This is a genomic window from Acidithiobacillus sp. M4-SHS-6 (assembly GCF_047421495.1).
Classification (GTDB): Bacteria; Pseudomonadota; Gammaproteobacteria; order Acidithiobacillales; family Acidithiobacillaceae; genus Acidithiobacillus.
Genome location: NZ_CP175559.1, coordinates 1365523 through 1377610, shown reverse-complemented (window position 1 = coordinate 1377610; position 12088 = coordinate 1365523). Strand labels below are relative to the sequence as shown.

Genomic DNA, 12088 nt, shown 5'->3' with positions numbered 1-12088 from the left:
CCTACAGGCCAAAAAAGCGAATGAAGGTCAGCCCCGCGAGAATCAGCGTCAGGGCCGTCCGGGTGTAAGACAGAAAAGTGCGTTCATTGGCCAACATGGTCCGGTCCAGGGTCAGCCAATCCCGGAGCATAAAATCCCGGGCCAAAAACTTACGATAGGGGAACGATTCTTCCCTCCCCAGTCACATGCCCAGAGTCCACTGCACCGGCCGGAACCCCCTGATAAGGCATGGAGAATGTTTTATTCATATCCCGCCATACTCTGAATGATTACAAAAACTGCTGTTATTACAAAAACCGCTGCGGAAATCGCAGCGGCTCCAGCAATAGGGGCGGCATACCAATGCCACATAATCCAGTTCCATGAATATTTCAACCGTAAAACAGGCGTACCCAAAACGCTCAACATCAGGACGAATAATGAAACATGCGCCCAAACATCTCTGCGAAAAAAACCCCGCCAGTTAAAATAACATCGCCCTCGAACCGTCACTGGCACGTTACCATTTTGATTATATTCACCATAGTCATCGAATCCAGGTGTTACAGAGTTCACTGAAGCTGCCTCGTTACAACATACAGAAAGTGAACATATGTTGATAAATACTGAAAGATAAATCCAATGAGAATAATGAATGCAGCTATTCTTACGATGAATATCAGGATATCCGTTCATTGGGACGTAGGCATGTTATTTTATAAAATTACTTTTGCTTATTTCAAGAATGAGTAATTAGCATTGGATGAATATGTTGTTCAGTTGCAGACTGGGTAAAAGTTCGTCAGGTCAGGAGACATCGCCATGAAAATATGGGCTGAAGCACCGGGGAATGACCCCAGGGAAATCATTCGTCATTTCACTCCCAACTGGTTTGCCGCCAATATGGGTACGGGTATCTTGGCGCTCATGCTCGCGGAGTTTCCGTATGGGGAATGGGGCCAGAAAGTCTGTGCCCAGGGCTTGTGGGCCATCAATGTCCTGTTTTTTGTGCTCTTCGCCTCGTTGTTCATGGGGCGGGCGGTGTTTTACCCGGCCAGCTTCCGCCGTCTCTTTCAGCATCCGGTACAATCCCTGTTTATCGGCGCCATTCCCATGGGCTTTGCGACCATTATCAATGGCCTGCTCATCATCTGGCCGGTCACGCCCCTCACCCTGCGGATCACCCTGATCTTGTGGTGGGTGGATGTGGTCATGGCGCTGTTTTCCGTGCTGCTGGTACCTTTTTTCATGTTTACCGCGCAGGAGCATAGTGTGGAACGCATGACCGCCGCCTGGTTGCTGCCCATTGTCCCTCCCGAGGTGACGGCGGCCAGTGGCGGATTGCTGGCCCAGCATCTGGCTCCTTCCCTGGGCAGCACGGTCATTTACGTGAGCTATCTGCTCTGGGCCATTTCGGTGCTGCTGGCCATGGGCATTCTCGCCATCCTGCTGCTACGCCTGACCCTGCATAAACTCCCGCACCAGGATATGGCGGTATCCGCCTGGCTCCCTTTGGGACCTCTGGGTACGGGAGCCATGGCCATGATGACCCTGGGCAGCGCAGACAAGGTCGTATTTGCAGGAAGTGCCCTGGCGGCCATGAGTCAATTTGGGTCCATGGCGGGACTGTTCATTGCCCTGATTCTGTGGGGTTTTGGACTCTGGTGGCTGCTGATGGCGGTGTTTTTCACCCTGCGTTATCTGGGGGAGGGATTGCCCTTCAATATGGGCTGGTGGGGTTTCACCTTTCCATTGGGTGTATTCAACGCGGCCACCTATTTGCTAGCCCGGGAAACCAGTTGGAGTGTGTTTCTGCCCCTGGGAGCCTTCTTCACCATCGCTCTGGCCGGATTCTGGATCATCGTCACCCAACGCAGTTTTGTGGGCATGTGGAGTGGACGCCTGTTCCGTGCGCCCTGCTTGTCGGTGGAAACCGGACTGCCGGAGCCCGTTTGTGCGGACGCTGCGGAAAATACGGCCAGCGCCGATCTCATGCGCTCCTTGCGGGAGTAGGTCGTGCGGCCAAATGTTGAATCGTCATGTTGTATAAAAGGAGAAACCGAAGATGAAAAACCACGCTGTGAAACTCACGGTCGCCGCTTTACTGCTGTTACCGAATCTGGCTTTTGCCGATAGCCATTATGCCAGCATCCAGCAGTTTCTGGAGGCGGGTCACGTGACCGGAAATATCCGTTCCTACTACTTCAACCAGATATTCAGTGGCAGCGCTCTGCCCAATAAGTATGCTTATTCTTTGGGTGGCATGCTGAAGGTGGAGAGCGCTCCCCTCTATGGCGTGAGTGCTGCACTGGCTTTTTATACCGCCAATAGCCTGGGCGCCAATGACGTCAAGGCCCCCGACTATACCCATCTGGATGCGCTGTTAATGGGTGAAAAAGACAGCCTGAACGTGCTGGGACAAGCTTATTTGCAGTATCAGAACTGCTGGTTGCAGGTCAAGGCCGGGAATATCCTGCTCAACACGCCCTGGATGAATCCTTCCGATGCCTTCATGATTCCCAGTACCTTCCAGGCGGTGACCGTCACCGTCACGCCGTTCAAAAACCTGCAGGTGATTGGCCTGCGGGAATTTCGCTTCAAGAACCGCATTCAGGGTAATTACTACCGGGAGACGTTGCTGAACCAGAATCCCCTGTATCCCCATATGCCGGATCATATGGACGGCACTTTGGCTTTTGGTGTCAAGGCCCATTGGCAGGGATGGCGGTCCACGGCCTGGTATTACCGGTTTTATGATTTGGCCAATCTGTTTTACGGAACGGTGCATTATGGCGTATCGGGCTTGCCGGACGGACTGAAGCCGTTTGCGGATTTCCAGTATGCCCGAGAATGGGCGGATGGTGCGCAATATGCCGGTCCCGTCAACGCCACCATCTTCGGCGGGATGGTGGGCTTGCAAACCCCGGTTGGACAAATTTTTGCGGCCTATAATGCTGTTCCCAGCCACAGTCCTTTCTCCATGGGAGGACGCACCTTATATAATGGCGGCTTTATTTCGCCCTATACCCAGCAGTACAGTGCCGACCCTCTGTATACCAGCATCATGGATTATGGCCTGGTTTCGGCGTCAGCCGCCGGGCATGCCTGGAAATTCGGATTCTTGCTGCATCCCCTCCAATCATTGCGCATCAAATATTCCTACAGTATGTATTGCACCCAACCCTATTTACCCAATGTGGATGCCAACTATCTGGATCTGACGTACACCCCTGGCGGATTCTGGAAGGGACTCTCTCTGCGCAATCGGCTGGCTATCGATCACAGTAATCCCTATGGAGGTTATCAAGGTACTTTCATTGATGATCGGCTGATGTTGCAGTATGCCTTTTAATCTTTGTTCTGCAAGAACTCCTCCTCTCCGTTCTTCCAGAGAGGAGTTTGGCTCCACTTGGTTGGGGCCTTCGAATGCAGCGCTGTCAATGCACGCAATTCCCAGGCAATGAGCAGGCCCGATGCGGCTAAAACAACCAACAGTCCGGCCACGCCATTCCAACCCCAGGCAGCATAAAAAAGCCTCCTGAGCTTCCCAACACGGCCGAATGTCTCGATTGAGGGCTGGCATCAGCGGCTGTACGCAATAAATCATGCTGAAAGTGGCAAAACCCGCCGCAAAAATGCCAGACTGCTGTGTCGAAATGCACGCGTACCATGAGAAGAAGAAAAATCCAAAGGCGAAAAACATTTCCGGGCAGTTGCTCGCGGGCTTGCCCGGAAAGAGGCTTACCGCCGGTGGGAAATTTTACCCTGCCCTGAAGATGTTTGCCATTTTTCCTTACTCCAAGACACAATCCTCATGGGGAGATAATGCCAATCGTTTGAACAACTCTGGTGTTAAGTGCTGGGGCTGATAGGAAATCCCCATCCCCTCCTTCCAGCGGTAAAAGGCCCTCAGATGGTTGCGCGATCCCCTTTCCAGCTCGGCATAGACGGCGTGAATCGCTGCCTTGTCCGTTTGTTTTGCCGCCTTTTGCAAGTCATCGATATCCAGCTCTTCAATGAGCAGGCCAACACGAATTGCTTCTTCTTGACTACGCAGTCCTTGCTGGACCAAGGCATCATGAAGCCGTTGCAATTCGGGGTTGTGAAACTTGCCCACCGCCAATCCCGCGGCCGGGTCCGGTAAGTCATAATGTTGCAGCAGGATCAGGATAGCGTCCATATGGGCCTGTTCGGCGCCGGTGATATTGCTGAATGGGCGAATGTTCCCCCAGCGTTTGCCGAGAGCCATATAGACATCCCGGGCAATTTTTTCCTCCTCGCGCATGAGGAGTAGACCTTCCCGCTCGGCGGCCGTGAGCGGCTCGCGGGGACTGCGGGCAATATCCTCCTGCATCTGTGCCACATGCCGCACTCGGTGTGTATCCCGATCCAACACCGAGGCCCAGTGGTCATCATCGAAAAATCCTTGGGCTCCTTCCTGCATTGGCCTTGTCCCCATGCCTGGGGCAACAGTCCTGTCGTTAATGCCTCCTTGACCAACTCCCCGCCCACCTTTTCCCATGCCTTGGCCGTTTCCCCGACCACCACCACGTCTACCATTTCCCCTACATCCACCGCTGCTCGACATCATTCCGTTATTCATCGCATTACTCCTTGCATTTTTAGCGATAGCACCTTACAACGCCTGAATTTCCACCAACGCTTTTTCCAACACCGTCGCCATCCTCTCCTGGAGTACAGGATCTCCTTGGGCTAATGGCAGTCGTTCATGAACAGCATCCCTTAAGGCATGCAACCTCGCTCGCACCCTACCTGCACCTTGTTCCCGAAGGGCGCTCAAGCGATTTTCTATGGCCTGTGCGAGCTCTTGATTTTGCGCCAGAAAATCCTGACCTTGACTTGTGAGATAATAAAGTTTTTTGCTCCCTTCGTTTGCCACAGAAACATATCCGAGGTCTTCCAGCATGGAGAGCATGGGATAGATCATTCCGGGGCTCGGGCTATATACCTCACCCGACTGCTCCTGGAGAATCTTGATCAGGTCATAGCCATGGCGAGGCTGTTGGCCAATGTACTTGAGGACCACGTAGCGCAGCATTCCCTGGTCCAGCATCCGCCCCCGACGGCGCCCACCCCGTCCATCACAGGCTTGAGATACCGCGCGACTACTTCCAAAGCCTTTCTTATCCACTGCATTTCCCCCTTCAAGAAACTGACGAAACGATGTCAGTACTAACGTTATTAGATATATCTAACTTCATTACGGAACCCTTGTCAAGGGTCCTGTTCCTTCCGAATTCCTCAATAGATTCCATCATGCCAAACGGTAGAGTCGGTCTTCGACATCATCATCCGTAATGGGATTCCGGCAATTTTCGTACGTCCGAAACTAAAGCCGACAGGCTGCTGGCAGAGAATGAAGTATTGGCCATGCAGTAAGCCATTATATAATTAAATGCATATATATAAAATTACAATCCATGGATTGATTTTTATCAATAGTACAAGGGCAACAAGGCGCGTAGCATATAAACATATGGTTATGTCTTAATATAATTATTTTACACCATGCTGCATTTATGCACAGGAGGCCTTCCAATGGCTTGGCAGTTTCCAAAAATGACCCGCCGTACCTTCCTTAAAAGTACCAGCGTCAGTGCCGTGGGCGCGACTCTCTACCATCCCGACTGGATCAGGTTGGCGGGCCCCACACATCCCGACACTGCCGACCACTTTGCCTACTCCATCTGCAACTACTGCTCTTCCTTTTGCTCGCTGCGTATTACCGTCGCGGAGAAAAAAGGCAAGCAGCGCATCATGAAGCTGGGCGGCAACCCCAATTCCACCCTCAATGGCGACAAGATCTGCGCCCGCGGCCAATCCGGACTGCGCCAAGTTTATAGCGCCAACCGCATCAAAACACCACTGATCCGCGTGGCCGGCAGCAAGCGGGGCGAGATGAAATTCCGTTCGGCAACCTGGGAAGAAGCGTGGGATTATATTGCCCAGAAGAGCAAAAACATCAAGCCATGGGAATGGACGGTCTACGGCGGCTGGAGCACCTGCTCCTTCTATATTCCCGCCACCTTCTGCTTCAACGCCGCCAATCAGATCCCCAATCTCATCACCTCGCCTACCCAAAACTGTGTTTTCGACGGCCATTTCGGCACCAACTCCATGACCGGCAATTACGTGGTGCACGGCGAGAATATCGAGGATTACGAAAACAGCGATTATATCCTGTCCATCATCGGCAACGCCTGCATCGGCGGCATTTCCACCTGCCGCGCCGTGCGCTTTTCCGCAGCCAAGGAAAAGGGTGCCAAGGTCGTCGTTCTGGACCCGCGCGCCTCGGAGACAGCGGCCAAGGCGGATGAGTGGTACGCTATCAAACCCGGCACCGATCTCGATTTCACCCTGGCCATGCTCCGCGAGATGATGGATAACGGCTGGTATGACGAGGACTTCCTCATCCGCCACAGTAACATGCCTTTCCTGGTCCGCAAAAACCAACACAACGCCTGGGCGCTCTATCTTTCCGATAAAAAAGAACCCGCCGTCATCGATGCGCACAGTGGACAGGTGGTGTTTCTGCCGGCCTTCAGCAACCATAACCTGCAAAGCAGCGCCGGAGCCAGCGTCACCCCCCTGCTGCACACCCCCAAGGGCTTTCAGCACGACGGCGAAGCCTTGCTGACGGTCTTTGACGCCCAGCATCAGGAGCTTCAGCCCTACACTCCGGAATGGGCAGCGGCCAATACCGGCATCAGCGCCGACGATATTCGCAAAATCGCCCGGGAATTCTCTACGGCCAAATCCCCTATCGTCATTCCCGGCTGGTCCGGCGCCCGCTATGGCAACATCCAGATGCTGCGCCGGGTTCAGGCCATGATCCAGGGTCTCAAGGGTGGCTTCGACGTGCCCGGTGGCTGGCTCTTCGGCGGTGACTACCGCGAACAGGTGCGGCACATGTGGGAGGTGAAAAATGACCCCAAGGCGCCGCCCATGGCGAGCCTGGCGGGCATGCCTTTCGTCTACTGGGCCGCCAATGCCGCCGCCGATCCCCACACCTATCCCCACGGCTATCCGGCCTGGGCGGTGGTACACCGCGATCAGATCCCTCAGGATTCACCGGACTGGGCGGCCTTCCCTTTCACCACCGAGGTGGGGCTGGATTCCGCCATCAAGGGCAAGCTCACCTGGAAGGGTGCCCCCTATCTGTGCAAGGCGATCCTCCTGAACGGCACCAATCCCACGCGCGATGCGCCGGACGGGTTCTGGCACGAGGCCTTCACCCATCCCAACATGGAACTGGTGGTGGTGATGGATGTCATGCCCACCGATACGGTGGCCTATGCCGACGTGGTGCTGCCGGAACTCACCTATCTGGAACGGGACGAACCGGCCATTTACGGCAACGGCGTCAACCCCGACAACATGCTCATCACCCGCTATCAATCGGTTCCACCGGCCTATGACAATGTCGTTCTGCCCGATGCCTTCCTGAAGTTGACGGAAATCATCAGCGGCAGCAGCGAGCCCTATTATCGGGCCCTGGAGCAACTCGCCGGTCTGCCCGCCGACCGCCTCAAGGCGCTGACCGCCGAGTACCGCGCCAAAGGCATCAAAAATCCCTTCACCATGGCCAGCCGCCAGGTGGATTTCGAAATGAAGGCCCAAGGACTGGGCATCACGCCACAGAAGCTCGATGCGGTGTTGCGCGAGAAGGGGGTCTATCCGGTGGCCAAGGCGGACGAACTCATCGCCAACTACGGGATGCCGCGCAAGATGCCCTTGCCCACCCCCAGTGGCCGCGCCGAATTCTACAGCAATCTCTATGGCCAACTGCGTGAGCAGTTCGCGCTATGGCAAGACCCCTACTTCTCTGTGCTGGCCACTTACATCCCTGCGGATTGCCGACCCGGGAGCAAGACATCCATGGCCGATGACGAGTTCTATTTCACCTACGGCATGGTGCCCGTGGTTTCCCATTGTTCGCCGAACAACGATTTCCAACCCCTGGTGAGTATCAGCAAGTTCCGCGGCGAGATTTATACGGGCCTCTGGGTACACAGTCAGCGTGCCGGCAAGCTCGGGCTGAAGGAAGGCGACAAGGTATGGGTGACCAACCAACTCACGCAGCAGAAGGCCGAGGCATCGGTGCATGTCACCCGCCTCGTCCGGGAAGATACCGTCTTTCTCTATAGTGGCTATGGCGACCAGAATCCGGCCCTCACCCATGGCTATCGCATGGGCACGGCCCTGAACAAAATCACGCCCGACTTCATCGAACCGGTGAGCGGTGGTTTCCGCTCCCAGGAATTCACCGTGCGCCTCGAACGCGCCTGAGGAATCTGTCATGACCAAATATGCCATGCTCATCAATCTGGATACCTGCGTCGGCTGCAATGCCTGTATGGCCGCTTGCGCCATGGAAAACCAGACGCCCGTGTGGAATCCGGAAAAATACCGCACTTATGTGTACGACGAAGAAATCGATATCGGGGATAAGTTCCTCCGCCAGTTTTTCCCCAAGCTCTGCAATCAGTGCGATAACCCCCCCTGCGTGAGCGTCTGCCCGACTGGCGCCACCTGGAAGGAGGCCAACGGCATCGTCCGCGTCAACCCCGACATCTGCCTGGGTTGTCAGGCCTGTGCCATGGCCTGTCCTTACGATGCGCGCTACCCGGCGAACAGCAACGACATCGACAAGGGCTTGGCCTACTATGGTAAGGATTTCCTCAAACGGACCGTGCCCAGCATCGACAAATGCGACTTCTGCTATGACCGCCTGCAGCAAGGTCTGGAGCCCGCCTGCGTGGAAACCTGCGTGGCCCACTCCCGTATTTTCGGTGACCTGGACAACCCCAACGATCTCATCACCAAGGTGGTCGCCACCGGCAAGGCGCAAGGCCTGCTCCCTGAACTCGGCACCGGCCCCAATGTTTATTATGTGCACAAGATTCCGGAGGATCTCCTATGAACTCGGTCCATTTTGCCACCAGTCTCATTGTTCAGGACCGCTGGGCAACGCTGGTCGCGGCCTATCTTTTCCTCGGCGGTCTGGGTGCGGCCCTCATTGCCCTGAGTCTCTTCAGTCATCTCTATTTCCACGCCAACCGGGCCGTCACTCTCTGGGGTACCCTGGCGGGAGAGGCTTTTCTGGGCGTTGGCTCCGCCCTGCTGCTGATCGACCTGCTTCACCCCCTCAATGTCTGGGAGATCCTGATGCCCTGGAATCCCTTCTTCCTGCCCTGGTCCTGGATCGCCTGGGGCACCCAGTTCATCGTCTGGGCGATGGTCTTCGGCCTGCTCTACCTCTGGCCACTGCTGCTCGATGAACCCTGGTTCCGCCACCTGCCGCTGTTGGGGCGCTGGCTGAATTTCTGGTTCGAACTGCCACTGATCAAACTGGTGGGCGTCTGGGCGCAGAAACTACGCACCCCCATTGCCTGGCTGGCCATCCTCTGCGGAGTAGGCACCGCCGTGTATACAGGTTTGCTGCTGCGCTCCTTCCCCGCGGCAACCCTCTGGGCCAATGACCTGGTGCCGCCTTTGTTCACCGTTTCCGCCTTCTCTACGGCACTCGCCTTTCAATTGCTGGTACTGTACGGCGTACTGCATCAGCATGACGCCATGGCCCGGTGGTATGAGCGCTTGGACATGCTCCTCATCGCCGTTGAAATCGTGCTGGTTTTCAGCATCATGCTGGTCATTTTGCCGGGCAATCTCAGCGGTCAGACCACCCTGCATATCCTCCTGAACAGTTGGGGCTGGATCATCGGCTTCCTGATCGTCGGCCTGATTTTGCCCTTCCTGCTGGAGATCAAGGGCACATTCAATGGTTGGAAAGGCAGCGCTCCGGTGATCCTCACTGCCTGTATGGTGCTGCTGGGTGGCTTCCTGCTGCGCCACTACTTCCTGGCCAGCGGCGTGTACGTCTTCCCTTGGGCCAATGCCGGCCACGACGGCGTCCTCGGTGCGGGTATCTATCATGTCCTCACCAGCCACTGAAGCGGGTAGGCATGCGGAGGCCTGGCGCTTTATCGCCATGGCCCTGGCCGAGCCCGCCGCCGACTCCACGGAGTTGATCGGCGAACAACCCTATCAGCCGGAGTGGTTGCCCCCCGCCTTGGGGGAATTGGCCACAGTGGCCCTGGATGCCTGGCAGGGTGAGCATACCCGGCTGTTCACCTTCCCTGCCGTCTGTCCGCCCTTCGCTTCCCCTTTCCTGGAGGACGGCGTTCTGGATGGTCACCGCGCCGGCGAACTGGAGCGATTTTATGGACAGTTTGAGCTGGCCATTCGGGGCTTGCCTGCAGATTACCTGGGCAGCATGGCGGAGTGCATCGGCTTTTTTCTGGAAAAGGACGATACCTCCGCGGTAGCCGATTTTTATCGGGAATACCTGGCGGACTGGCTGGATCGTTTCTGCGACTGCCTGGAAGGACATGCCGAGTTCCTCTTCTATCGCGAGCTGGCTGGCGAAATCCGCCGTCAGGCTAAAGGATTGCACCCATGAACTGGCAAATCGGGACGGATCGCGACAACATGGCACAGACCCTGGAGGAGGTGTTTGCCGGCTGGCATCAACAATGCTTTGCAAACAGCCCCAACGCCCATCCGGGGCTCTCTGTCGAGATACGGGATTTGCAAAAAGCGCAGGACTGGTATCTGGCCTATCTGCTGACGCCCATCGCCCTCTATCGCCTGGCGATCCCCCGCAAGGCCCCCGACGTTCCCCTGCCCGAAGGCTGGTCTGCCGCCGCACGGGTGGATCAGCCCTGTACCGGCCTTGGTCCCGCCCTGAGTCTGAAGATTCCCGACGTGCTCGGGCAGGGCCACCTCCAATACCTGCCGGAGATCGGGCATTTTCTTTGGCAACCACTGGTCCAGAATCTGCGCCGCTATCCTGACGCCGCCGCCGTGTTTGCGGCCTGGGAGGGCGTCATCGACCACCGCCGCAAAATTCGCACCAGCATGCAGGAACAACAGCGTTGCGACCGCCGCGATTTTCTGCGGCGCCTGATGCCGACGCCCAGGGAGCCATGAACACCTGTACTCCCTCCAATCACTTCGCACATAGGCCTGCGCAGACGGTTGTCCTGAGAGCCATAATCCCTTGTCCTGACAGTGATTCCCGTGGGATAATCTTCTAAAAAGAAGTTACATTCTTGAGATCTCCCGCTTGGGAAGACATACGCAACCCAAGGAATCCACCATAAAGGAATATATGCATGGTCATACCTACAGATATATGGGCACAAATACCGATCATGTAATTGTTGAATTACTGTGACCAAAAGGGGTGATAACCCCATCACTCAAGAGAAAACCAATAGGAAGAGGGGGTTATAATGAGCCATAAATTATATGACGATGGCAAGCACAAATGTGTGGCGTTTACGGATCTGGTGACGGGCGAGGGTATCCAGGCCAATCAGTTCCTGATTGTGCATCAGGGAGAAGGCATGTTGTTGGACCCGGGTGGTAACCTGACCTACAAAGACCTGCTTGCAGGCATGGCAGAATACTTCCTGCCCGCCCATCTGGACTATGTATTTGCCTCCCATGAAGACCCGGACATCGTAGCTTCCGCCAATGGCTGGCTCTTGATTACCGATGCCAAGATTCTGATTGCCCAGGAGTGGGTCCGCTTTTTACCGCATTTTTGCAGTCGGGGTGCTACCGAAGGCCGTCTTATAGCCATTCCCCCCGAGGGGATGTGGGTTGAATTGGGGGGCGCGCCGCTGGCACTGATCCCCGCCCACTACTTGCATGCTGTCGGCAATTTTCAGGTCTATGATCCCCAGAGCAAGATTCTTTTTTCCGGGGACGTAGGCGCCAACCTGGTCAGTGGTGCCGAGGCTGCTCAGGCTATCGACAGTCCAGCAGCTTTTGCCGAGCATCGGGGCCGGGCCGGCATGGAGGGTTTCCATCGCCGTTACATGGGCGGAAACAAGGCCTGCCGGCTCTGGGCAGAAATGATTCGCTCCCTGGATGTGGAATGGATCGTTCCCCAGCATGGCGCTTCATTTCGGGGAAAAGACACGGTAGCCGCCTTTCTGGACTGGTTTGTCGCCTTGGACTGCGGGCTGGACCTGCTGAACCCACAGGATTATCGGATACCACTACAAAAATAGGAGAA

12 protein-coding genes are annotated in these 12088 nt (G+C 55.8%); 8 read left to right on the top strand and 4 right to left on the bottom strand.

Annotated features, from left to right (window positions below; genetic code table 11):
- Nucleotide 1: 1 nt before the first annotated feature.
- Both ACJU26_RS07035 and ACJU26_RS07030 read right to left on the bottom strand, forming a co-directional pair.
- The gene (locus ACJU26_RS07035; protein WP_414041793.1) at nt 2-130 is read right to left on the bottom strand and encodes a DUF202 domain-containing protein; all 129 of its coding nucleotides are present in this window, start codon (nt 128-130) and stop codon (nt 2-4) included.
- 110 nt (nt 131-240) lie between these two features.
- Nucleotides 241-555 carry a hypothetical protein gene (locus ACJU26_RS07030; RefSeq protein ID WP_414041792.1) on the bottom strand — a complete coding sequence of 105 codons (315 nt, stop codon included), beginning with the start codon at nt 553-555 and terminating at the stop codon, nt 241-243.
- A gap of 246 nt (nt 556-801) precedes the next feature.
- Here ACJU26_RS07030 and ACJU26_RS07025 point away from each other — a divergent pair, with 246 nt between their 5' ends.
- Complete coding sequence (locus ACJU26_RS07025; protein ID WP_414041791.1) at nt 802-1992, top strand: TDT family transporter; 1191 nt, start codon at nt 802-804, stop codon at nt 1990-1992.
- 52 nt (nt 1993-2044) lie between these two features.
- A complete protein-coding gene (locus ACJU26_RS07020; RefSeq protein WP_414041790.1) occupies nt 2045-3331 on the top strand; it encodes an OprD family outer membrane porin in 1287 nt (428 codons plus the stop codon).
- A 441-nt stretch (nt 3332-3772) separates the two neighbouring features.
- On the opposite strand, the gene ACJU26_RS07015 is transcribed toward ACJU26_RS07020, so the two are convergent.
- Together ACJU26_RS07015 and ACJU26_RS07010 are read right to left on the bottom strand one after the other, a co-directional pair.
- Nucleotides 3773-4423: a DUF2202 domain-containing protein gene (locus ACJU26_RS07015; protein ID WP_414041789.1), complete on the bottom strand. Its 651-nt coding sequence runs from the start codon at nt 4421-4423 to the stop codon at nt 3773-3775.
- 192 nt (nt 4424-4615) lie between these two features.
- Nucleotides 4616-5131, bottom strand: a complete 516-nt coding sequence (locus tag ACJU26_RS07010) for a PadR family transcriptional regulator (RefSeq protein WP_414041788.1) — start codon at nt 5129-5131, stop codon at nt 4616-4618.
- Nucleotides 5132-5538: 407 nt separating this feature from the next.
- Here ACJU26_RS07010 and ACJU26_RS07005 point away from each other — a divergent pair, with 407 nt between their 5' ends.
- The 6 genes from ACJU26_RS07005 (at nt 5539) to ACJU26_RS06980 (ending at nt 12083) form a co-directional block, all read left to right on the top strand.
- Nucleotides 5539-8289, top strand: coding sequence for a molybdopterin-dependent oxidoreductase (locus ACJU26_RS07005; RefSeq protein WP_414041787.1), 2751 nt, complete (start codon nt 5539-5541; stop codon nt 8287-8289).
- 10 nt (nt 8290-8299) lie between these two features.
- The gene (locus tag ACJU26_RS07000) at nt 8300-8923 is read left to right on the top strand and encodes a 4Fe-4S dicluster domain-containing protein (protein ID WP_414041786.1); all 624 of its coding nucleotides are present in this window, start codon (nt 8300-8302) and stop codon (nt 8921-8923) included.
- A complete protein-coding gene (gene nrfD / locus ACJU26_RS06995) occupies nt 8920-9954 on the top strand; it encodes an NrfD/PsrC family molybdoenzyme membrane anchor subunit (RefSeq protein WP_414041785.1) in 1035 nt (344 codons plus the stop codon). The genes ACJU26_RS07000 and nrfD overlap by 4 nt, the downstream gene beginning before the upstream one ends.
- A complete protein-coding gene (locus ACJU26_RS06990) occupies nt 9935-10462 on the top strand; it encodes a molecular chaperone (RefSeq protein ID WP_414041784.1) in 528 nt (175 codons plus the stop codon). The genes nrfD and ACJU26_RS06990 overlap by 20 nt, the downstream gene beginning before the upstream one ends.
- Nucleotides 10459-10992, top strand: coding sequence for a [NiFe]-hydrogenase assembly chaperone HybE (hybE, locus tag ACJU26_RS06985; RefSeq protein ID WP_414041783.1), 534 nt, complete (start codon nt 10459-10461; stop codon nt 10990-10992). Before ACJU26_RS06990 ends, hybE begins: the two co-directional genes overlap by 4 nt.
- A 305-nt stretch (nt 10993-11297) precedes the next feature.
- Nucleotides 11298-12083 (top strand): MBL fold metallo-hydrolase, encoded by a 786-nt coding sequence (locus ACJU26_RS06980; RefSeq protein WP_414041782.1) that lies wholly within the window; start codon nt 11298-11300, stop codon nt 12081-12083.
- Nucleotides 12084-12088 lie beyond the last annotated feature (5 nt).

Coding starts and splice junctions, on each gene's coding strand:
- ACJU26_RS07025 (WP_414041791.1), top strand. CDS start 802: ATGAAAATATGGGCTGAAGCACCGGGGAATGACCCCAGGGAAATCATT.
- ACJU26_RS07015 (WP_414041789.1), bottom strand. CDS start 4,423: ATGCAGGAAGGAGCCCAAGGATTTTTCGATGATGACCACTGGGCCTCG.
- ACJU26_RS06990 (WP_414041784.1), top strand. CDS start 9,935: ATGTCCTCACCAGCCACTGAAGCGGGTAGGCATGCGGAGGCCTGGCGC.
- nrfD (WP_414041785.1), top strand. CDS start 8,920: ATGAACTCGGTCCATTTTGCCACCAGTCTCATTGTTCAGGACCGCTGG.
- ACJU26_RS07005 (WP_414041787.1), top strand. CDS start 5,539: ATGGCTTGGCAGTTTCCAAAAATGACCCGCCGTACCTTCCTTAAAAGT.
- ACJU26_RS07020 (WP_414041790.1), top strand. CDS start 2,045: ATGAAAAACCACGCTGTGAAACTCACGGTCGCCGCTTTACTGCTGTTA.
- ACJU26_RS06980 (WP_414041782.1), top strand. CDS start 11,298: ATGAGCCATAAATTATATGACGATGGCAAGCACAAATGTGTGGCGTTT.
- hybE (WP_414041783.1), top strand. CDS start 10,459: ATGAACTGGCAAATCGGGACGGATCGCGACAACATGGCACAGACCCTG.
- ACJU26_RS07035 (WP_414041793.1), bottom strand. CDS start 130: ATGCTCCGGGATTGGCTGACCCTGGACCGGACCATGTTGGCCAATGAA.
- ACJU26_RS07000 (WP_414041786.1), top strand. CDS start 8,300: ATGACCAAATATGCCATGCTCATCAATCTGGATACCTGCGTCGGCTGC.